Here is a 21329-nt window from a genome sequence, read left to right as displayed (position 1 = left end):
GGAAGGACCATGAGACATACACTCATGGCGACAGTGTTGCTCCCGTTTGCCTTCGGGCAGGCGGGGGCAGCCCTGGCGCAATCGGCTCAGGACGTTCAGCGCAACACCAACAGCAACCAGGCCACGGCTGAGCTGTTCTACATGATCCAGCAGCTTCAGGGCGAAGTCAGGCGCCTTCAGGGTGAAGTGGAGGAGCAAAGGCATCTGATTAACCGCCTGCAGGAGCAGGGGCGCGACCGGTATATCGACCTGGATCAGCGGATCCTGGACCTGTCTGAGAAGTTGGCATCGCCCCCGGCGACCGAGCCCTCAACGGGTCCGAATCCGGCCAATTCCGGTTCGGCCCCGGCAGTCAGGGAGTATCGCCAGCCCGGTGCCGCAGAGCGCAAGGCCTACGAACAGATTCAGGACCTTATCCGCAACCAGAAGAAATATGATGAGGCCATCAGCCGGATTTACGAGTTTATCGATAAGTATCCGGAAGGCGACCTTACCGTAAACGCCTATTACTGGCTGGGCGAGGTTTATCTGGTCAAGCCGCAGCTGGAACAGGCGAAGCAGGCATTCACCATCGTCGCCACCCGTTTTGCCGATCACCGGAAAGCGCCCGATGCGCTTTACAAGCTGGGCGTGACTCATGACCGCCTGGGTGAAAAGGCTGAGGCGCAGCGCCGTATGAAAATGGTGATTGAGAATTACCCCGCCAGCAGTGCTGCAGAGCTGGCAAAGAAGTATCTGGCGTCAGGAAACATCTGAGCTCCCCGCATGGGAAAAATGTTGAGAAACCTGAAAAAAAGGGGTTGATCAGCGCCCAAAAATCATTACTATATGCGCCTCGTTTGGGTCGTTAGCTCAGTTGGTAGAGCAGTTGGCTTTTAACCAATTGGTCGAAGGTTCGAATCCTTCACGACCCACCAATTACGAAATACCGGGCGGGCTGAATCGTTCGGCATGGATTGAGGCCACAGGCTTTGATCAGCAGTCATGGGTCGTTAGCTCAGTTGGTAGAGCAGTTGGCTTTTAACCAATTGGTCGAAGGTTCGAATCCTTCACGACCCACCAGCTAACAGAAACCTCCGGGTTTTTGTGAAAAAAGGGCCTTCGGGCTCTTTTTTTTTGCGTATACGATCCTACCTAGGTAATACTCCCCCTGAAAATGCAACACAGAGATGCCGTAATGACACACGCTGAAGACCGTATCCTTGTCCAGGAACACCTGGCCCATGCCGCCGAGCCGAAGCCGCTCAGCACCAGCGAAAAGGCAGACCTGGAAGCCCGTATCAAGTGCGCCCTGAAAACTCAGGATGCGGTGCTTGTGGCGCATTACTACACGGATCCGGACATTCAACGCCTTGCCGAGGAGACCGGCGGCTGTGTCGCCGATTCCCTGGAAATGGCCCGGTTTGGTAATCAGCATCCGGCGTCGACGGTGGTGGTGGCCGGTGTTCGCTTCATGGGGGAGACCGCCAAGATCCTGAATCCGGAGAAGCGGGTGCTGATGCCCACACTTGAGGCGACCTGCTCCCTGGATATCGGTTGTCCGGAAGACGAGTTCTCGGAGTTCTGTGACCAGCATCCGGATCGTACCGTGGTGGTTTATGCCAACACCTCTGCCGCAGTCAAGGCGAGGGCAGACTGGGTAGTTACCTCAAGTTGTGCCCAGGCCATTATCGAAGATCTTGACGCCCGCGGCGAAAAAATTCTCTGGGCGCCGGATAAACACCTGGGACATTACGTTCAGAAGACGACCGGTGCCGACATGTTGCTCTGGGATGGTTCCTGTATTGTCCATGAGGAATTCAAGTACCGTGGCCTGGAAGATCTCAAGGCGCTCTACCCGGATGCCGCGGTGCTGGTGCACCCGGAGTCTCCGGATGCGGTCGTGGACATGGCCGACGTGGTGGGTTCAACGTCCCAGTTGATCCATGCGGTCCAGACGCTGCCAAATGAAAAATTCATTGTTGCCACTGACAATGGCATCTTTTACAAGATGCAGCAGCTGGCACCGAACAAGACGCTGATTGAAGCACCAACGGCCGGTAATGGCGCAACCTGTCGCAGCTGCGCCCATTGTCCGTGGATGGCGATGAACGGTCTGGAGAACCTGTTGCATGTACTGGAGCAGGGTGATCAGGAAGTTCATGTGGACCCGGCCCTGCGAGTGCGGGCGCTGAAGCCGCTGCAGCGCATGCTCGATTTTACCGCAAGCATGAACCTGAAGGCCGCCGGCAACGCCTGATCAGTAGTTGAGGTGGGCCTGCAGGCGGCTGGTGATTTCTGCCAGCCGTTCGGTTACGACCTGCCTCTGGGGCGCGCCTGCGGGAAGTTTCTCCTGTGCCTGCCTCAGTTGTCGCTGTGCGGCCTCCAGATCCCCCATGAGGACGTCGTATTCCGCGCGGGCCCGATGCACGCCCACGATGTTCCGTGCCATACCCTCGGCCTCGGCGAGCTTCAGCCAGAGCTGCTCCTGGCCCGGCAGCTTGCGGGTTAGTTGCTTGAGGTGTTCGGCCGCCGCGAGGCCGTTGCCGTCGGCAATTTCGGTTTCGGCCAGGGCGTAGGTAATCGGATAATTGCCCGGATTTCTTGCCAAGGCTCCCATGAGGATCGCCCTGGCGTCGTCTGGTCGGTTCTGGGCAAGCCGCACCTCCGCCAGTGACACCTGGAAGGTGATCCTCCCGGGATTTCCTGCCAGCAGGTCGTTCAGGATGTCAGCGGCCTTTTCATACTGCCTGTCTTCCGTGTACGCGACCGCCAGACCATACCGGATGGCGTCGTTTCGCTGCGCATCCGGCTGCTTAAGGTAGCTTTCGAAGGTTTCGACCGCGATCTCCGGAGAGGGGGCGTAACGAACCTGCAGGCGGCTGCGCATCAGATGATACTCCTGCCCGTCCCGGATATCTTCATCGGGATACTGTTCGGCACGGTTTCGGGTGTCTGCGACCCGGCTCTGGGTCAGGGGGTGCGTGGACAGGTACTCGGGCGGCCGGTTTCCCTGCATCCGGTTCTGACGCATCATGATTTCAAACATCTCCGGCATTCCGCTGGGATCCATCCCGGCGGTGGCCAGTATGTCCAGGCCAACCCGGTCCGCTTCCTGCTCGTTGGCCCGGCTGTAGGCAAGCATGTTCTGGACCGCCAGGGCCTGGGTGCCGGCAATGGCGGCAATCCCGATATCGGACTGGGTGACTGCTGACAGTATGATTCCTGCAATCATCCCCGCAAGGGTCAGGGGCGCGCTGGTTTCCTGCTGTTGCATGCGGCGGGCGAAATGCCGCTGGCTGAGGTGCGCAAGTTCATGGGCCAGTACCGATGCAAACTGCTGCTCGGTTGCGGCGTTGAGGAAAAGGCCTCCGTTCACCCCGACGATACCGCCTGGCACGGCAAAGGCATTAATGGCCGGGCTGTCGATCAGTGTCAGCGTAAGATCGCGGTTCTGAAGCGGGGCGGAAGGTACCAGCCGGTATATAATGGCACTCAGGTAATCGTAAACCAGTGGGTCCGTGATGCGTGGTGTCGAGCGACGAATGGAGATCATCACCTGCTGGCCGATATCCGATTCCTGCTGGCCCGCGATCAGGCCGCCACCGTTGCCGCCAATACTGGGGAGTCTGCTTTCCTGGGCGCGGGCTGGCAGGGACATGATCAGCAGTGTGAGGGTAAGCAGCGCGGCGCTTCCGAACGTCAGGAATGCCCGATGGCGGGATTGGTCTGGAATCATGTAGTGCCGGTTGCCTTTGGTCTGAATCGCCGGTTGGACAGCGGGTTACGATAAAAAGTTCTTATCCCCTCCTTGAAGAGGATTGTGATGCAATACATTATCACTGTCGGCATAATGCCTGCTTGTTAAATCCGCTTATAGTGACTGTGATGGTGCCTCGTTTGTATGGTTGACCGATCCCTCGATGCCTCCGGGCTGCGTTGCCCGATGCCGCTGCTGAAAACCAAACTGGAACTGAACACCATGGCGCCCGGTGAGGAGCTCGAAGTTATCGCCACCGACGCCGGCTCTGCCCGGGACATCCCGGCGTTTTTGAAGCTTTCCCGGCATACACTGATGAGCAGCTCTGAGGCCGCCGGGCAATACCGGTTTGTGATAAAGTGCGGCGGCTAATATTTCGGAGTTGTCAATGATCAGGACGTTACGCGGTCTCGCGCATAAATATTTTTCGGATGAAGAAGCGGTCATCCTGTTCCTGATTCTGGTAACAGGAACAGTCTTTGTTATCTGGTTTGGTGCCATGCTGGCCCCGGCCATCGCTTCGCTCATCATCGCCTTTATTTTGCAGGGGCTGGTCACCAAGCTCAACAGGCTTGGCATTCCCGAGATGGTCTCCATCCTCGGTGTGTTCCTGGTGTTCCTTGGCGTGCTTGTGGGTTTCCTGTTCGGTCTGCTGCCGCTGATCTGGGTTCAGCTCAGCGCCCTGGCCGGGGAGGCACCACGGATTATCCGCGAGCTGCAGTCCTACCTTGAGCTGTTGCCGGAGCAGTACCCGCATCTGATTTCATCTGACGCTGTCGGTGCGGTTTACCAGCAGGTCAGCACCGAAGTGGGCCAGTTCACTCAATGGCTGGTGTCCTTTTCATTGTCCAGTATTCCGGATCTGGTGGCGTTGCTGATCTACATGGTACTGGTGCCCATCCTGGTGTTTTTCTTCCTGAAAGACCGGGAGATCCTGCTTGGCTCCATTGCCAGGCTGCTTCCGCCCCAGCGCCCGATGATGCTGACGATCTGGCACGAGGTAAACCTGCAGTGCGCCAATTATGTTCGCGGCAAGGCGCTGGAAATTGTCATAGTCGGCGGAGCAACCTACATCGCCTTCAAGCTGCTCGGAATGCCCTATGCCGCGCTGCTGTCCCTGCTGGTTGGCTTGAGCGTGGTGATTCCCTACATCGGAGCCGCGGTAGTGACAATTCCCGTGGCGGTAATCGCACTGTTTGCCTTCGGCTGGGGCAGCCAGTTTATCTGGCTGATGGCCGTTTACGGAATCATCCAGGCCCTGGACGGCAATGTGCTGGTTCCGGTGCTGTTCTCGGAAGTGAACAACCTGCATCCGGTCGCCATCATCGTGGCGGTGCTCTTTTTCGGGGGCATCTGGGGCCTGTGGGGTGTCTTCTTTGCCATTCCGCTCGCCACCATGCTCAAGGCTGTGTTTTCCGCCTGGCCGGTGAAGGAGTCCGTTCCTTCGCCGGATAGCGAAAAGGTCTGAATGGCGCTCAAAGCCCCTTCACAGTCTCCAGCACTTCATCCGCGTGGCCCTTTACCCTGACGCCACGCCATTGGGCTCTCAGCACACCTTCCTGATCGATCAGGAAGGTGCTGCGGTCGATCCCCGTGTATTCCTTGCCATACAGCTTTTTGAGTTTGATGACATCAAAGAGCTTGCACAACGCCTCGTCCTTGTCGGAAATCAGGTGGAAAGGAAGCTCGTGTTTTGCCCTGAAATTCTCGTGTGCTTTCAGTCCATCCCGTGACACCCCCAGAATCTCGGTGTCCAGTTCTTCAAACTGTTTCATTCGGTCGCGGAAGTCCTGGCCTTCAGTGGTGCAGCCGGGGGTGTTGTCTTTCGGATAAAAATAAATAACGACATTCCGCCCTTTGAGATCGTCCAGGCGAATGGTCTGGTCGCCCGTGGCCGCGGCTTCAAAATCCGGAACAGGTTTGTTTAACTCGACGGATGGCATGACATCTCCTTTAATTCCCTTGTGTCAGTTCGTGCTCAACATTACCATATCGGTTTTATTCGGACGGAGCTTTTATGATTACGGGTAGCCTTGTCGCACTGGTCACGCCCATGCATCCAGACGGTGAAATTCACTGGGAGGATCTGGACAAACTGGTCGACTTTCATATGGAAAACGGCACGCACGGTATTGTCGCTGTCGGTACCACCGGCGAATCCGCAACGCTTGATCCGCAAGAGCATTGCCGGGTTGTCGGCCACATCATTAAACGCGTGAACGGCCGGATTCCGGTTATTGCGGGTACCGGTGGGAACAGCACCCGCGAAGCCATTGAGCTGACCACCGAAGCCCATAAGCTGGGTGCCGATGCCTGCCTGCTGGTGGTGCCATACTACAACAAGCCGACCCAGGAAGGCCTGTACCGGCACTTCAAGGCGATTGCCGAAGCCGTCCCGGGCATCAGCCAGATGCTCTACAACGTGCCGGGCCGGACCGCCTGTGACATGCTGAACGAGACCGTACTGCGACTGGCGGATATTCCCAATATTGTGGGTATTAAAGATGCAACCGGCAACCTACCCCGGGGTGCCGAACTGATTGAGGCTCTGGACGGGCGCCTTGCGGTCTACTCCGGCGACGACGCCACAGCCGCGGAACTGATGCTTGCCGGCGCCAAAGGCAATGTCTCCGTTACCGCTAACGTTGCTCCGAAGAGTATGTCGCGGCTGTGCGAAGCGGCGATTGCAGGCAATCGTGAGGAAACAGAGCGCCTCAACGAGTTGCTGATGCCGCTCAACCGGAAGCTGTTCCTGGAAGCCAACCCGATTCCCGTGAAATGGGCATTGCATCGAATGGACATGATCGGCGAAGGCATTCGCCTGCCGCTGACACCGCTCAGTGAAAAGTTCCACAGCGAAGTGGAAGATGCTCTCAAGGCCTCAGGTGTACTCTGAGTTTGCTGAAATCGTCCCCGACCCGGAGTAACCAGATGCAGGTTCTACAAGGAACCGGTAATACCTTCATGGCTAAACCCGTTGTTGTATTGTGCGGGCTGTTGCTTGTGGCAACAGTCTCCGGATGCGGTATGATTGAAGACCGATCCGAGCATTATGTAAATGCCAGGGAAGGGCAACCGCTGGAACTCCCGGAAACGGCCGATGGTTCCCGTTTCAGCCAGGCCATGCCAATCCGTGACGTCCGACTGGCCGACGCCAGCAAAATGTATCCAACCGAGATTCCCCGGCCACCGGATATGACCTCCGATATCCTCGATGAGAATTATGTGATCGAAGAGCTTGATGGCAGCGTCTGGTTGCTGGTGAACGATGTGCCCGGCAGGATCTGGCCGGCAATGAGCACCTATCTGGCGGAACGCGGTCTTGGTGTTGGCTTCGACAGTCCGCAACTGGGAATTCTGCAGAGTGAACTGGCCAACTTCAGCAAGCGTGCCCGTGAGTTGGTGGAATTGTCTGACGATCCCTCGGCCGGAGAGCAGAAAGTGGTCCTTCAGGTCCGCATAACACCTGGCGTTCGGCGCAAAACCACGGAAATTCAGGTGCGTAAGCTGGAAGTTGCCGGTCAGCCGGACGAGCTGATTCCCTGGAGCGGCGCATCCGATCCTCCGGAGCAGGCTCTGGCCTTGCAGAAACGCCTGCTGGCGGACATGGGCGAATTTCTCAGGGTGCGGGAAGAGAGCAAATCCTTTTCCCGTGCCGCATCAGGGATGGCCAGGGATCCTGTGGTCCGCCTGATCTTGGAGAATGAAGAGGCCATTGCTATCCGTGTGGAGCTGGACTACGGCCGCGCCTGGGCGGAAGTCAGTCGCGCGCTTACGGATTCCGGCATCCCGGTTGTAGACCTGAACCGCACTGAAGGGTGGTTCCAGGTTGATTTCCGTACCGAAGATGAGCGCAGTCCGGGCTGGTTCAGTTGGTTCCGTGACAAGGAAGCCCCCAGGCATAGCCACACTGTGAACCTGAGCCAGCGTGATGATGCAATTGTCATTTCTGCCGAGCGCCTGCCGGATTACACGGGCAGCCGGTCAACGTCGGATCTGCTCACGCAACTGTTCGATTACCTATACTGATTCAGAAAGCGGCCACCTGATGCGACCGCTTTTCGGAGACTCCTGATGGAAAAACGTGAAGAACTCTATGCCGGCAAGGCGAAATCCGTCTACCGTACTGACGACCCTGAACGGTTCGTGATGGTATTCCGTGATGATACCTCTGCCTTTGATGGCGAAAAAAAGGAACAGCTGAACCGCAAGGGCATGGTGAACAACAGGTTCAATGCGTTCATCATGGAAAAGCTGGAAGCAGCGGGCGTGCCTACTCATTTCGAAGGGCTGCTGTCTTCCACCGAATCCCTGGTAAAAAAACTGGACATGATTCCGGTTGAGTGTGTGGTTCGCAACATCTCCGCCGGCAGTCTGTGTCGGCGCCTGGGTGTGGAAGAGGGCCAGGCGTTGACCCCGCCCACCTACGAGCTGTTTCTCAAGAACGATGCGCTTCATGACCCGATGGTCAACGAGTCATTGGCGATCAGTTTTGGCTGGGCAACAGCCGATGAACTGGCTCAGATGAAAGAGCTCACCTACAGGGTGAACGATGTGCTCAAGGCCCTGTTTGACGACGCCGGTATGCTGTTGGTGGACTACAAGCTGGAATTCGGTCGCAGTGAAGGGAAGATCTTACTGGGGGATGAGTTCAGTCCGGACGGTTGCCGGATCTGGGACAGGGAAACCCGCAGGAAAATGGACAAGGACCGCTTTCGCCAGGGCCTGGGCGAGGTTATCGAGAGCTACGAGGAAGTCGGGCGCCGTCTGGGAATCCGGTTCGACTGATTGAAACTGACAACAAAATAGAAAGGTGGGTCATGCGTAAACTGATGCTTGCTGTGGGCGGTTCACTGATTCTGGTGGCGCCTTTGTCCCAGGCGGACGTGGTTGGTCTGGGTGCCAGTGTAAGTTACTGGGATTCCGATCTGTCCGGTAAGGCTGCGACGAACAACGACGTGGTCGATGTCGAAAACGACCTGAACCTGGGCGGCGATTCCACTGCCAACGCCTCGCTGTACCTGGAGCATCCGGTTCCGGTATTGCCGAATATCCGGTTAAACTACACGCTGGTTGAACAGAGTGGCCGTGGTGAACTGGGTACTTCGGGCTTTATTGACATACCCGGCAATGCCCGGGTCCAATCCGATTTCGACCTTGAGCAACTGGACCTGACCCTGTATTACGAAGTACTCGATAACTGGGTTAACCTGGATCTAGGCCTGACCGCCCGTGATCTTGCCGGTGATCTCACAGTGCAGGAAGTAAATGGCCTGGCCACCAGCGAAACCAGCGTTGATGCCGTTATCCCCATGGGCTACCTTGCTGCCCGCTTCGACCTGCCGTTCACCGGCGTATCGGTGGGCACGGAAGGCAACTTCATCAGCTATGGCGGCGATTCGCTGCTCGATTTCAACGTCTACGGCCAGTATGAAATAGCACTTCTGCGGTTCCGGGCCGGCTATCGCCAGATGTCCATTGATTACGAAGACGGCAACGACCGGCTGGATGTGGAAATCGGCGGGCCGTTTGTGAGTGCGGGCGTTTCATTCTAAGGCCGGCCTTTCGTTCAAAGGAGAGACGCTTGAAGATTCTCGTAACCGGTACTGCGGGCTTTATTGGGTCACACCTGGCTCACCGACTGCTGGACAGGGGTGATGAAGTCATTGGCGTTGATAACGTCAATGACTATTACGATGTGAACCTGAAGGAAGCTCGCCTGGAACGGCTGACCAGCAAAGCGGGCTTTACCGAAGTCCGCGAGGATGTGTCTGACCGGGCCGCCATGGAAGCGCTCTTTGTCAGGCACAGGCCGGAGCGGGTGGTGCACATGGCGGCGCAGGCCGGGGTGCGTTACTCCATCGACAATCCGAACGCCTATGTGGACGCCAATCTGGTTGGCTTCATGAACATCCTCGAGGGCTGCCGTCACAACGGTGTGAAACACCTGGTGTACGCCTCCAGCAGCTCCGTGTACGGTGCCAACGAGACCATGCCCTTCTCGGTGCATGACAATGTGGACCACCCCCTGAGTCTCTACGCAGCCTCCAAGAAGGCCAACGAGCTCATGGCACACACCTACAGCCATCTGTACAACCTGCCGACCACCGGCCTCCGGTTCTTCACGGTCTACGGCCCCTGGGGTCGGCCGGATATGGCGCTGTTTATCTTTACCAGGAAAATTCTGGCTGGCGAGCCCATCGATGTCTTCAATCACGGCCACCACCGCCGGGATTTCACCTACATTGATGACATCGTGGAGGGCGTGATCCGCACCCTGGATCACGTGGCCGAGCCAAACCAGGGCTGGAGTGGCGAAACCCCTGATCCGGGCACGAGCAAAGCACCTTATCGCCTGTACAACATTGGCAGTAACAACCCGGTGGAGCTGTCTCGCTTTATCGAGATTATTGAAGAAAGAGTGGGGAAGAAAGCCGAAAAGAACCTGTTGCCCCTGCAGCCCGGTGACGTGCCAGCGACCTACGCTAACGTCGATGACCTGATCGCAGATGTGGGCTACAAGCCGTCAACCACGGTTGACGAAGGGGTTGCCAACTTTGTGGACTGGTATCGGGATTTTTACAGAGTCTGACTACACAGGTGATTGAAATATAAGGTCGGTGCCCACCGCGCGTCAGACATCAATCACGACTGTATGCTCGGCCCCATCATCCTTAAGTGCAATACAACCGGGCCCGTCGATGTCGGACGTTGATTCGGTGCGGCGTTGTACCCTGATGTGGTAAACGCTCTTGCCGAATCGGTAGTCCAGGGTGTACCCCGGCCAGTGTGGCGGCAGGCATGGCGACACCTGCAGGCTTTTACCCACGCGCCGGATTCCGAGAATGCCTTCGAGAATAAAACGGTAGAGCCAGCCGGCGGAGCCGGTGTACCAGGTCCAGCCACCGCGCCCGACATGGGGAGGCTCGCCGTAGATGTCGGCAGCCAGCACGTAGGGTTCCACCTGATAGTGCCCGATCCGCTCTGCGGAATCCCCGTGTCTGACCGGGTTCAGGCAGTCCAGCACAGCGCTGGCGCGCTCAGCATCGCCCAGGGCAGCGAATGCCAGCCCAACCCAACAGGCTGCGTGGGTATACTGACCGCCATTTTCACGCACACCCGGTGGATAGGCGGCGATATAGCCGGGGTCAGGCTGGCCCTGGCCCCGGCCGGTGAACGGAGGCGTAAACAGAAGCACCTGGCCCGGGTCCGTCCTGACCAGTCTCTCCCAGACTGATGTCATGGCGCGTCGGGTACGGTCGGGTTCGGCAGCGCCGGATAAAACCGCCCAGGACTGAGGAATGGAATCAATCTCGCAGGCTTTCTGCCCCGCGGAGCCCATCGGGGTCTGGTCGTCGTAGTAAGCCCGCCGATACCAGTCTCCGTCCCAGGCCTGCTGATGAAGGGCATTGGCCAGACCGGCTGCCCGGGCGCTGAGATTGTTCGCCGTGGCCTCATCGCCCCGGCCGGAACAGACCTGCGCGAAGCGCTGCAGGGTCTGAATCAGGAACCAGCCCATCCAGACACTTTCGCCGTGTCCACCCAGGCCAACTCGATTCATGCCGTCGTTCCAGTCCCCGCCACCAATCAGCGGCAGCCCATGGGGACCTAGACGGTCAGCACGCTCCAGTACCCGCAAACAGTGGTCGTACAACGAACTGGTGGCCGTTGAAGGCTCAAACTGCGCATACCGTTCCGCCTCGTTGTCGGCCAGCGGATCCCCCACAAGCCAGGGTACGGGTTCGTCCAGAAGCCCGGTGTCACCGGTTGTTTCCAGATATTTGCTGACCACCAGGGGCAACCAGACCAGGTCGTCGGAAATCCGCGTGCGAACACCCCGCGCGTGAGGCGGATGCCACCAGTGCAGAACATCGCCTTCGGGGAATTGGCGGGCGGCGGCGGCAAGAATCTGGGCACGGCAGACATCCGGGCGGGCATGCAGCGTGGCCATGGAGTCCTGCAGTTGATCGCGGAAACCGAACGCGCCGCTGGACTGGTACAGGCCACTGCGACCGTGGATACGGCAGGCCAGGGTCTGGTAGAGCAGCCAGCGATTGAAAATGAAGGCAACACTGTCATCCGGGCAGGATAATGTCAGCGCGCCCAGGGCCTGGTCCCAGTATTGGTTGGTGGCCTCCCATGCATTGGCGACGGCGTCAGGCTTCTGGTACTGGTTCAGCAGTGTCAGGGCGGCATCAAAATTGTTTTCGGCGCCAAGGAAGAAGGTCACAGTCTGCTCGCCGGATGCCGGCAGATCCACATACACCTGAAGCGCGGCACAGGGATCACGTCCCGGTTCAACGCGGTTGGTCAAACCCACTCGCTTTAAAGCGGCCGGCTTTTCAAGACCGCGCTGGCGATCCAGGAATTCGCTGCGGTCGGTGGTGTAGCCGTGGACGGGAGTGTCGGTAGCGAGAAAGGCGATTTGTTCGGGCCAGTCGGGGTTATAGGGGTTGGCTGCGATCAGTGCACGCTGCTCGGCAAGGAAAGCCGGCTGGATATACTGGCCGGTCTCTTCCCGGCGGGTGCCCAGAACCCATTCTGCGTAGTAAGTCAGCGTCAGGCGCCGCTGCCGGTCCGAGCGGTTGCCAAGGGTTACCTGGACGATCTTGAGTGGGTCGTCGGGCGGCACAAAGACGGTCATCCGGCTCCCGATGTCATGGCGGATATGTTCAAAGCGGGTATAACCGGCGCCATGGCTGACTCGGTAAGTGGACTCATGGGGCACCGGGCTGGAGGTCGGTGCCCACACGGCGCCGGTCTCCTCATCCCGGAGGTAAAGGCACTCGCCCGGCTCATCCAGAGTGGGGTCGTTGCGCCAGGGCGTCAGCCGGTTTTCTCCGCTGTTCTGGTGCCAGCTGAAGCCGCCGCCGGATTCCGACAGGATCGAGCCGAATGCCGGGTTGGCAAGCACGTTGATCCAGGGTGCTGGTGTCGGCGTACGATGACTGACGGTGATTATGTATTCCCGGCCATCGGTGGTGAAGCCGCCATGGCCGTTATCGAAACGCAGAGGTGGCAGGGGCGGGAGCGACTGCGAAGTGATCGGTGGCAGGGCATCGAACGGCCGCACCCGCAATCTTGGCAGAGGGGACTCACCGTGCTCCAGCATATCGAGCGCGTGCGATAGCGACGCGGATGTGGCATCCAGCATCACCTTTGCGGCAGTTTGTAACAGAACCACTTCTTCCTTACTCAGTGCATCGGCAGTGAGCGGGAAAACGCCGCCCCGGCTGCCGACAAAAGGCTCGGCACTGTGCTGGGCCAGCAACCGCCGGACGGTATCTTGTGTGGTGCCCTCGTAACCAGTGTCCCCGGTATTCAGCAGGATCAGGTCAACCTTGAAGTTGCGTTTGCGCCAGAACGAGTGGATTTTCAGCAGCAGGTGGGCGGTTTCGAGATCCGCCTCACGACCGATTTGTACCACCACAATGGGGAAGTCGCCGGAGATGCCCACACCCCATAGGTTGGCCTGCTGAAGCCGGTTTTCCGTCAGTACCGGTACCGGCGCCCGAAGTTTCGGTTGGTTATACAGCAACGCGGACGTTACGGCAGTCAGGGTACGGAATTCGTCGCTGCTGAGCTTGCTGCGCCAGAGATCCCGACTGGCCTGGGCCTGACCCTCGTCGAAGGTTCGCTGAACGCGCGGCCAGTAAGCAAATCGTGTGGCGGTTGCCAGCACATCGTCGCGGCTGTCTCCGACAATGCGCAGAAAGGCGAGCTGGACGGATGTTCCGGGTTTGATGTGGATGGTTTTCTGCAAGACGGCAACCGGATCGAGGGTGTATCCCAGCGAGCCGGACAAAACCTTGCCTGCTTCCAGTGCCCGCGGATGAGCGATGGAACCGCCGCGACCGAGGAAGGCAGCCCGGTCCGTTTCCATGGCATCGGGTGTCAGCACACCGGACAGGCCCATAATGACCTCACCCACCACCGGTGCCTGGTCATCCGGGTCCCTGGTGCGACGCTCGAACAGCAGCAGTGAACGGGCAGATACATAGTCGGAATGAACGAAAAGGTTGCCGAAGGCCGGATGCTGGCTATCGGCGCGGGGGTCGGCCAACACAATTTCTGCGTAACTGGTGAATCTCAGGTGTCGCGACTGATCGCCGTGATTGGTGATCGTGATGCGTCGTAATTCAACGTCGTGCCAGGGTGACACCGTTATTTCGAGCGTTTGTATCAGGCTTTGGTCGTGGCGCTGGTACTCGGCGCAATGACTATGGAAACGCACATGCTCCCGGAGGCCCATGCCCTTCACCGGCGCTCGTGGAATGGACCAGATATCGCGGCTGTCGAGATCCTGAACATAGAGCCAGTTTCCCCATCGCTCCAGGGTGCTGTCTGGCCGCCAGCGGGTAATGGCGTCCGAATTCCAGTGGGTGCCACCGCCACCCCAGCTCGACGCCAGGACGTTCAGCCGGCCATTGGACAGCAGATGAACCCGTGGTGTCGGGCTATCCAACGGAATTTCCCAGGGAGTGATGGCAGGGGCTTCCTGAGTGCCTCTGACGCTGACTTCTTCCTCGCTGTGGGTCGGGTATTCGATGTCTGCATCCAGATCGACCCGTTCCTGCAGGAAGAGTTCGCAGGCCTGGACCCGCGGGTCCCGTGAAAATCGCGATATCGCATGTTGCGGACTCAGGGATATACCCAGACTGATCAGCGACATGCCATGATGGTGGGCCATGTAGCTGCGCACGATGCTGTATGAGCTGCCCACATCCATCCGGCGTTCGGTGTAATCCAGCGCTTCGAAGAAGCCATAACGCCCCAGCATGCCCAGTTTCTCCAGGTGCCGGAGATTGTCGAAGGCGGCTTTTGGTCGCCAGAACAGGGCCAGAAAGGTTGCGTAGGGCGCGATAACCCAATCCTCGATTCCCTTGTTGCTTCGAAGCGACAGTTCCGGCACCCCGAAAGCGTGGTAGGCGTAGTTCTGGGCGCCGTCCAGCAGGTAGTAGCCCGATTCGGAGATGCCCCAGGGCAGGCCCCGGCTCGTGGCATAGCGGATCTGGTGGTCAATGGCGCCCCGGGCACTCAGACCGAGCAGTGTTGTTGCCGGCTCTCGCATCAACAGCTGGGGCATCAGGTACTCAAACATCGTACCGCTCCAGGACAGCAACAATGGCTGCCCTTGCTCGCGGGTCAGCGGCCGGCCGAGGTGGACCCAGTGATGGGCGGAAACATCGCCTTTGGCGATGGCCAGAAAGCTGGCCAGACGGGCTTCCGAGGCAAGAAGATCGTAAGCGTTGTCGTCCAGTTTGCCTAGGTCCACGTTGTACCCAATGCGGAACACCTTTTTTTCCCGGTCGTAGAGGAAGGTCATATCGGTATTGGCGAACCAGTTCTCGCAGGTATCGGCCAGCTGCTGGGCCGTCACAAGCAGGGAACTGGCGGCCTCGCCCGCTTTTCTGATGTGGCCTGAAAGAGGTTGTAGCCAACGCTGCAGGCTGGTAGTCAAAGCTCCGTCCTGGCGGGGGTCCGTGAGCTGGTCAATCAAAGGCTGAAGCCGCGACTCCATCGTGGTCAGCCCATGGAAGGTCGGGGGTTGCAGGAGTGACTGCTCCAGTGACAGCCAGGCTTCATATTGCTCGGGCGTCAGCTCACCCTTGTTGACCGTTGGCCAGGTGTCCAGTGCCGACCACCAGGGCAGAAACTGATCCCGGCACTGAAACATGCGTTCGAGGTGATGGTGTGACCGCTCCAGCCAAAGCCGCATGTCGGCCAAAACCTCCGGTGGCAGCGATGGGGTTTCGAGCAAAACGCCCTGCACAGCCGGGTCCAGGCCCTTGACCAGGCGGTTTGCAAGTGTCTCAATCAAGTCGGGCCATTGCCGGGGCGCGAGGCGGACATCAATGACCCGTTTGCGAATGTCCACCAGCGCCCTGGCAAGGTGTCGCCTTGGGGCTGTTCCCGGGTGATCCTGGAGCGAGTCCTCAAGCACGCCGATCGCATCGAGCAGCCCCTCAAACTGGTTGAAGCGCCAGACAGGATCGTCCTCAAGTCCCGCCAGCCCCTGCTTCAGCGCCAGCAGAGAACCGAGGAGGTTGCCGCTATCCACGGTCGACACATACGCTGGCGGCAGGGTTGTGAGGTGATGGGTGTCGCACCAGTTATGGATATGGCCTCGGAAACTTGGCAGGCTTTCCATGGAGCGCAGCGTGTTGCGCGAGCGGATGACCAGTTCTTGCGCATCCACATAACCCATGTCATAGGCTGTCAGGTTGCTGACCAGAAGCAAGCCGATGTTGGTGGGTGAGGTGCGATGAGCAACGACACCCTTGGGCTCCTCCTGGAAGTGGTCAGGAGGCAGCCAGTGATCTTCCGGCCCGACAAACCGTTCAAAAAAATACCAGGTGCGGCGCGCCAGTCTTCTCAGGTGTGTCCGGTCTTCGGCACGGATTTTTTCCATCGGCGGTTTTCGGTCCCGGCGAGCCAGGAAGGCCAACTGCGGTGACGCCAGCCAGAGCAGCAGAATGGGGATGGCGTAGATCAGCGTCATGGGTGTACTGGCGGCCAGCAGTGGTGTAATGACCAGCGCGCTGACCGGTCCTGCCCACATGGCGCGCCAATATTTCCATGGCGTGGACGTGCCGGTGCGCCCGGCCTCCAAAGCTGCCGGTGTCCATTCCAGCAGGCGCCGGTGACTGACGCGGCTGCGGTACACCGAGCGAATCACGGCATCCAGGGTGAGTGCGGCTTCCTGGGGCAGAAAGGCGACAACGAGCAGCCATCGTTTCAGATCGCCCTTCAGGTTCTGAATCTGCTGCGCTGCCCGCCGCCTGCGGACGGTGGCATGGGCCAGCCCAACGAAACCCGTTAAACTTGGGACCAGCAGGGTGAGCATGGCCAGAGCCGTCCAGTGAAGCGGTGAGCCGGGAAGCGCAAACCAGCCCATTAACAGCAGCAGCAAAAGCCAGGGCGCCTGAAGACTGCGCAGCAGGTTGTGAGCCAGCTGCCACCGGTGTAACCCGGACAGTCGGTTGGGTATGCGCTCACCGGTTTCCGTCGGAACAGTTGGCCACAGCCAGGGCAACAGCTGCCAGTCCCCGCGTATCCATCGATGCAGTCGCCGACCGAACGACAGGTATTCGGGCGGATACTCCTCGTACATGACAATGTCGCTGACCAGTGCGGTGCGCCCGTGAATGCCCTCGAAAAGGTCGTGGCTGAGTACGGAGCCTTCCGGCACCGCATTGCGCAGGCTGGTCTCGAACGCGGCTACTTGGTAGAGCCCCTTGCCCGTGAAAATGCCCTCGCCGAACAGGTCCTGGTAGGCATCCGAGACGGCCAGGGTGTAAAGGTCCAGGCCCCGGTCACCGGAAAAGATTCGGGTGAAAATATTGCGGGTAGCGGTCATGGGATTGATTTCAACACGGGGCTGCAGAATGCTGTAACCGGAGCGGATCTCGCCGGTTTCTTCATCCCATACCGGTTGGTTCAGCGGATGGGCAATGGTGCCAACCAGACGCCGCGCCCCGTCTACAGGCAGCAAGGTATCGGCGTCCAGGGTAATGACGTACCGCGCCTGTCGCAGCCACTCGACATCACCCGCCACGTCGGTGAAAGAGCCGCGTTCACCGGTCAGTATGTAGTGATTAAATTCCTTGAGCTTGCCGCGCTTACGCTCCCACTCCATCCAGATGGCGTCTTGCGGGTTGAGCCTTCGGGCCCGGTGCATCCAGAAAAACGGGGCGTGGCCATCATCGCTGTAATGTTCGTTCAACAACCCAATGCCTGCTCGCAACCGGGCCAGCAGCCCCTTGTCCCGCGGCGTGATTTCTTCGGTGGCGTCGAACAGGCCGGTGAGCAAGCCAAAACGCAATTGGTTGTCTGGATTGGCAAGGTAATGACGCTCAAGCTGGTCAATGGCGCTCTGAACGTCCTCTTTCCTGGCGATGAGCAGGGCCATGCATACGACCGCCTTGTGATCAGCATCAATGCCGTCGGTGAAGTCGAGCTTGGGCAGAACCCTTGCGGGCACGGTCAGAGTGGCTAGCCAGTTCACCAGAATCGATGCCAGAACCAAAGCGGGTACCGCCACCACCAGGGTGACCGGTAGAGCCTGCCAGAGACCGCCCCGGATGAACGCGTAGGCAGCGGGGATGGCAAACAGTATAAGCGCTGTCAGTGACAGGCAGCCGAAATAGAGCGGTTGGCGATGACGAGCCAGCCAGCGCTTTGATCGGCTGACCCGGTCTGGACGAACATCGATCTGCCGCTCCAGTATCCGATATCCCTCGCCGAGCAGGAAGTAACCGATGTGACCGGATGCAGGTGTGGATGCCTGTTCCACCTTGCTGGCGTCCCGGGCGAGGTTCAACACGCATCGTGCGACTGCAAGTTCATCTGCTTTGCTGCGTCGGGCCAGCTGTTCAATCCGGGTGCGGTAGCGGTTCCGGGTACTGAAATCCATAAGCCCGTAGGCCCCTGCCGGGTCCTGCCTGAGCAAGGCCTCAACCTGGGACGTACGTTCGAAAAATTCTTGCCAACTGGTGCGCTCAATCCGGTGCAGGGTGAGGATGCCATCGGCCACCAGGTCACGGCTTTCAACTTCGACCATGCCCCGGTGTGAGTCACGGGAGGCCAGGTCAATTGATCGCCGCTGAACCGTCTCCATGACCAGCATCAGGGCCTGGTAACGCAGAAGCAGCGGCAGCGCCCAGAGTTCTGCTGTGTTCAGGGGGGCGGTACCTTTTTGTTCCAGCACCATAGTCTCGAGGACGTTATCGTCGAACCGTTGCTCCGAGCGCTCCAGTGCCACGCGTGCGATTTCCTGAACGCGGGTCTGGCCGGCCATTGGCCCGGACACGAATACGGGCAGATGAGCAACAAAATCGGCCGACAGGTCCCGCTGTAACATGCGCAGAATCCGGCGTATCAGATATTCGTTGTCAATATACCAGTCAATCCAGGGCGCTGCGGCGGAGAGATCGTTTCTAAGGGTATAGAGCTCAAGATGGACTCGGTCCAGCCGGTGGGCATAGCGGCTCAGGGTGTCGCCCAGTGCCCGGTGAGCCTTGCGTGTGCCCGGCCCGATGGCTGTCCACGGGCTCTGCTGAGCACCTGGTGCGTCGGCCAGCATCTCCCCGGCATCGACGCTGCCATCCGGCCGCCGACTTTTTTCGTTGTTTAGGGCCATCAGTGCCCCCAGGCTTCACGCGCGGACTTTTCGGTAAAGGTGAGTTCGATTGCATCGGGTTCGAGATCCTGAAGGACCAGCAAGGGGGTTTCACCATAGACCAGTGCATTGAGGGGCAGGGCGCCCAGCGGCCAATGGCTGACGCAGGTGTTCCCATGGGCGGCCATCACCACCAGGTCGGACTGACCCTTGCGGGTCATTTCCCAGAGAGCCGATATCGGGGAGTCCCGAACCTCAACCTTCGACTGAACATGAAGCCCCTCATTTTTCAAGCGGTCTGCGATGTGTGTCAGGTTTTCCTCGATGCGGGCCCTGAATTCGGATTCGAGCTCCCTGACTGTATCGAGCCGTGGATCGTCCCTGGCAATCTGATAGTGATGGCCAAGCGAGGGTACAAAGGAGACCAGATCAACAGTGCTTTCATTATGGCGAGAGAGCATTTCAACCAGGGGCAAGACGCACTCGGACCGGCTGCTGCCATCGAGGGGAACTGTCATCCGGTTGTAATGGGACTCCTGCAGGGGATTACACTGATCGCTCAATGCACGTACCAAAAGAAACGACACGTGGGCCTGAAGGATGGACTTGTGGGCCACGCTGCCGAGCATGCAGTGGCTGATGCCCCCAAAGCCATGGCTGGTCATTACCAGCAGGGTCTGACCGTCCTTCCTGGCAAAGCTGATGATTTGATCGACCGGCTCGCCTTCCAGTGTGGCTGTCTCGAGCTGCAGCCCCAGAGCACCCAGTCTTGAAGCCACTGAGTCGAGATACGCGGCGGCCTCTGCCTGCAATGCATCCCAGGCGACAGGGTCGGCAGGGTAGTGATGGTGACTGTCATTTTCCTGCCGCAGGACGCGAATTAACACAAGTTTTATGTCGAGAGCCTTGGCCAGATTAATGGCATGAGGCAGCGCCCATTCAGCCAGACAGGAGCCGTCCAGCGGTACGACAATGCGTTGAAACATAGCGGTGCCCCTCGCTCAGTCTTCAGAGCACCGGCACAGGGAATAACCAGACAACAAACTTGATGGGAGGTGCTTCCTGCAAAACGCCCGGTCCGCTCCTTAGTGTTGAAGCATTGAATCCATGGAATGACCCTAACACTTATAGTCTCAGAGCTGGCCCGTTGCAACGGTAATCCACCCTTTCTAAATGAGGGCGACGTCGCTTGCTGTACAGGAAGGCATGGGGATCAAAGAACAAGAAAAATAGCAGCTAAGGCTGGTACTGCGTTAGGTCGGTATTGAGGAGGTTTGCAAAGAAGAGTGCAGGATCAATGTACTTTGTTGAACATTGGTAGGACCACCCAGATTCGAACTGGGGACCTCTACCATGTCAAGGTAGCGCTCTAACCAACTGAGCTATGGTCCTGTGTCCTGCAACGGGGACGAAATATACGGATTTCGCCGATCTTGGTCAACCACTTTTATGCGGTTTTCTGGTTTCGAAGTTTCGCCTTGATAACTCGGCTCAGCACGGCCCAGCGGTTCACGATCAACGCTGCGAAAATCAGGCCGCAGCCGGCCAGTTGGATTGTTGTCATGGTCTCGCCAAACCAGCCTGCGGCGAACAGGGCCACCCAGACCGGCTCAAGGACCAGAATCACTACGCCATGGCTGTTTGCGGACAGGCTCTGGGCATAGGTCTGGATCAGGAAGCGTCCGGCGGTACCTATCACCGCGCTGGCCACAACCCACCAGGCCAGCAGAGGGTGCGGCTCGCTCAGGGTTGGCTGCCACTGCTCAAGAATCATGGATTCCGTGAGGGTCAGCAGGCCGACCGTCAACAGTGCCAATACGGTCAGGGGCAGGGCGGGCACCCGGTGCTTTTCCACGGTTTTGCCAAGCCGGTTCACCACGGATCTCTGGTTGGCAGCCCGGGTGTTGAGGGTAAAATACAGGGCGAAGATGGTTGCCGCCATCACGAAGAAGACCTGGCCTGCTTCTGGCCGAAAACCGTTTTTCAGCGAGAGCAGGGCAAGACCGGCAACGGCGATGGGTATTGCCAGCCAGGTGCTTGGCGGCTGCGCTTCCAGAAATACCAGCCGGGCAATGACAGGCACAATGACAACGCCCAGGCTGGTCAGAAACGCGCCTTCACCCAGGCTGGTGCCATGAAACAGGCCCATTACCCAGAAAGTCATGGCGGTGCCGAACACCAGGCCCACACCGATACTGCGGCGAACCTGATCCAGGCTGAGGGCCATCAGCGAGCGGCGGGCAAAGAAAGCGAGCATCCCGCCGGCAATCAGGAACCTGGCTGCCATAAACATCAGCGGAGGCATCAGCAGAACCGCTTCTTTGGAAAACATCCAGCTGATAGCCGCAAACAGGGTGACCACAACCAGTAACAGATCGGATTTGTGCGCGTCAGACATCGGGTAATCGCTTTGCCGGCAACCGGAGAGTCAGTGGGAAGCGCACCAATGTATAGTTTGCGAACCAAAAA

14 protein-coding genes and 3 tRNA genes are annotated in these 21329 nt (G+C 58.8%); 11 read left to right on the top strand and 6 right to left on the bottom strand.

Annotated elements, in window-relative coordinates; all coding sequences use genetic code 11:
* Positions 1 to 9: 9 nt before the first annotated feature.
* The 4 genes from ybgF to nadA all read left to right on the top strand — a co-directional run bounded on the left by ybgF (position 10) and on the right by nadA (position 2239).
* Positions 10 to 756 carry a tol-pal system protein YbgF gene (ybgF, locus tag QPL96_RS06600; RefSeq protein WP_303286440.1) on the top strand — a complete coding sequence of 249 codons (747 nt, stop codon included), beginning with the start codon at positions 10 to 12 and terminating at the stop codon, positions 754 to 756.
* Between the two features lie 85 nt (positions 757 to 841).
* Positions 842 to 917, top strand: a tRNA-Lys gene (locus QPL96_RS06595).
* Between the two features lie 69 nt (positions 918 to 986).
* Positions 987 to 1062 (top strand) — tRNA-Lys (locus QPL96_RS06590).
* A 115-nt stretch (positions 1063 to 1177) separates the two neighbouring features.
* A complete protein-coding gene (nadA, locus tag QPL96_RS06585; RefSeq protein WP_303286439.1) occupies positions 1178 to 2239 on the top strand; it encodes a quinolinate synthase NadA in 1062 nt (353 codons plus the stop codon).
* On the opposite strand, the gene QPL96_RS06580 is transcribed toward nadA, so the two are convergent.
* On the bottom strand, positions 2240 to 3718 hold the full coding sequence (locus QPL96_RS06580) for a M48 family metalloprotease (RefSeq protein ID WP_303286438.1): 1479 nt from the start codon (positions 3716 to 3718) through the stop codon (positions 2240 to 2242). It abuts the gene before it with no gap.
* Positions 3719 to 3883: 165 nt separating this feature from the next.
* Between QPL96_RS06580 and QPL96_RS06575 the strand changes: the two genes are divergently transcribed.
* Both QPL96_RS06575 and QPL96_RS06570 read left to right on the top strand, forming a co-directional pair.
* Positions 3884 to 4111 (top strand): sulfurtransferase TusA family protein, encoded by a 228-nt coding sequence (locus QPL96_RS06575; protein WP_303286436.1) that lies wholly within the window; start codon positions 3884 to 3886, stop codon positions 4109 to 4111.
* A 16-nt stretch (positions 4112 to 4127) separates the two neighbouring features.
* Complete coding sequence (locus tag QPL96_RS06570; RefSeq protein WP_303286434.1) at positions 4128 to 5207, top strand: AI-2E family transporter; 1080 nt, start codon at positions 4128 to 4130, stop codon at positions 5205 to 5207.
* A 7-nt stretch (positions 5208 to 5214) separates the two neighbouring features.
* Here QPL96_RS06570 and QPL96_RS06565 read toward each other — a convergent pair whose 3' ends face one another.
* Positions 5215 to 5682 carry a peroxiredoxin gene (locus tag QPL96_RS06565; RefSeq protein WP_303286432.1) on the bottom strand — a complete coding sequence of 156 codons (468 nt, stop codon included), beginning with the start codon at positions 5680 to 5682 and terminating at the stop codon, positions 5215 to 5217.
* Between the two features lie 74 nt (positions 5683 to 5756).
* On the opposite strand from QPL96_RS06565, the gene dapA reads away from it, so the two are divergent.
* The 5 genes from dapA (at position 5757) to QPL96_RS06540 (ending at position 10331) form a co-directional block, all read left to right on the top strand.
* A complete protein-coding gene (gene dapA, locus QPL96_RS06560; protein WP_303286430.1) occupies positions 5757 to 6635 on the top strand; it encodes a 4-hydroxy-tetrahydrodipicolinate synthase in 879 nt (292 codons plus the stop codon).
* A gap of 131 nt (positions 6636 to 6766) precedes the next feature.
* Positions 6767 to 7768 (top strand): outer membrane protein assembly factor BamC, encoded by a 1002-nt coding sequence (gene bamC / locus QPL96_RS06555; RefSeq protein WP_339750310.1) that lies wholly within the window; start codon positions 6767 to 6769, stop codon positions 7766 to 7768.
* A 45-nt stretch (positions 7769 to 7813) separates the two neighbouring features.
* Positions 7814 to 8527 (top strand): phosphoribosylaminoimidazolesuccinocarboxamide synthase, encoded by a 714-nt coding sequence (gene purC / locus QPL96_RS06550; protein ID WP_303286429.1) that lies wholly within the window; start codon positions 7814 to 7816, stop codon positions 8525 to 8527.
* A 32-nt stretch (positions 8528 to 8559) separates the two neighbouring features.
* Positions 8560 to 9294 carry a TIGR04219 family outer membrane beta-barrel protein gene (locus QPL96_RS06545; protein ID WP_303286427.1) on the top strand — a complete coding sequence of 245 codons (735 nt, stop codon included), beginning with the start codon at positions 8560 to 8562 and terminating at the stop codon, positions 9292 to 9294.
* Between the two features lie 29 nt (positions 9295 to 9323).
* Positions 9324 to 10331, top strand: coding sequence for an NAD-dependent epimerase (locus QPL96_RS06540; RefSeq protein ID WP_303286426.1), 1008 nt, complete (start codon positions 9324 to 9326; stop codon positions 10329 to 10331).
* A gap of 42 nt (positions 10332 to 10373) precedes the next feature.
* On the opposite strand, the gene QPL96_RS06535 is transcribed toward QPL96_RS06540, so the two are convergent.
* The 4 genes from QPL96_RS06535 to QPL96_RS06520 form a co-directional block, all read right to left on the bottom strand.
* Entirely contained in the window at positions 10374 to 18881 is an 8508-nt protein-coding gene (locus QPL96_RS06535; protein ID WP_303286425.1) for a glucoamylase family protein, read from the bottom strand.
* Positions 18881 to 19846, bottom strand: a complete 966-nt coding sequence (locus tag QPL96_RS06530) for a universal stress protein (RefSeq protein WP_303286424.1) — start codon at positions 19844 to 19846, stop codon at positions 18881 to 18883. Before QPL96_RS06530 ends, QPL96_RS06535 begins: the two co-directional genes overlap by 1 nt.
* A gap of 329 nt (positions 19847 to 20175) precedes the next feature.
* Positions 20176 to 20252, bottom strand: a tRNA-Val gene (locus QPL96_RS06525).
* Positions 20253 to 20307: 55 nt separating this feature from the next.
* A complete protein-coding gene (locus QPL96_RS06520) occupies positions 20308 to 21258 on the bottom strand; it encodes a DMT family transporter (RefSeq protein ID WP_303286423.1) in 951 nt (316 codons plus the stop codon).
* Between the last annotated feature and the right edge of the window lie 71 nt (positions 21259 to 21329).

This window comes from Marinobacter sp. SS8-8 (genome assembly GCF_030540945.1).
In the GTDB taxonomy this organism is placed as follows: domain Bacteria; phylum Pseudomonadota; class Gammaproteobacteria; order Pseudomonadales; family Oleiphilaceae; genus Marinobacter.
This window is presented reverse-complemented; position numbering and strand designations above follow the sequence as displayed.

Bases quoted from the DNA above. Each gene is read 5' to 3' on its own strand.
- ybgF (WP_303286440.1), top strand. From the start codon at position 10: ATGAGACATACACTCATGGCGACAGTGTTGCTCCCGTTTGCCTTCGGG.
- nadA (WP_303286439.1), top strand. From the start codon at position 1,178: ATGACACACGCTGAAGACCGTATCCTTGTCCAGGAACACCTGGCCCAT.
- QPL96_RS06580 (WP_303286438.1), bottom strand. From the start codon at position 3,718: ATGATTCCAGACCAATCCCGCCATCGGGCATTCCTGACGTTCGGAAGC.
- QPL96_RS06575 (WP_303286436.1), top strand. From the start codon at position 3,884: ATGGTTGACCGATCCCTCGATGCCTCCGGGCTGCGTTGCCCGATGCCG.
- QPL96_RS06570 (WP_303286434.1), top strand. From the start codon at position 4,128: ATGATCAGGACGTTACGCGGTCTCGCGCATAAATATTTTTCGGATGAA.
- QPL96_RS06565 (WP_303286432.1), bottom strand. From the start codon at position 5,682: ATGCCATCCGTCGAGTTAAACAAACCTGTTCCGGATTTTGAAGCCGCG.
- dapA (WP_303286430.1), top strand. From the start codon at position 5,757: ATGATTACGGGTAGCCTTGTCGCACTGGTCACGCCCATGCATCCAGAC.
- bamC (WP_339750310.1), top strand. From the start codon at position 6,767: ATGATTGAAGACCGATCCGAGCATTATGTAAATGCCAGGGAAGGGCAA.
- purC (WP_303286429.1), top strand. From the start codon at position 7,814: ATGGAAAAACGTGAAGAACTCTATGCCGGCAAGGCGAAATCCGTCTAC.
- QPL96_RS06545 (WP_303286427.1), top strand. From the start codon at position 8,560: ATGCGTAAACTGATGCTTGCTGTGGGCGGTTCACTGATTCTGGTGGCG.
- QPL96_RS06535 (WP_303286425.1), bottom strand. From the start codon at position 18,881: ATGGCCCTAAACAACGAAAAAAGTCGGCGGCCGGATGGCAGCGTCGAT.
- QPL96_RS06530 (WP_303286424.1), bottom strand. From the start codon at position 19,846: ATGTTTCAACGCATTGTCGTACCGCTGGACGGCTCCTGTCTGGCTGAA.
- QPL96_RS06520 (WP_303286423.1), bottom strand. From the start codon at position 21,258: ATGTCTGACGCGCACAAATCCGATCTGTTACTGGTTGTGGTCACCCTG.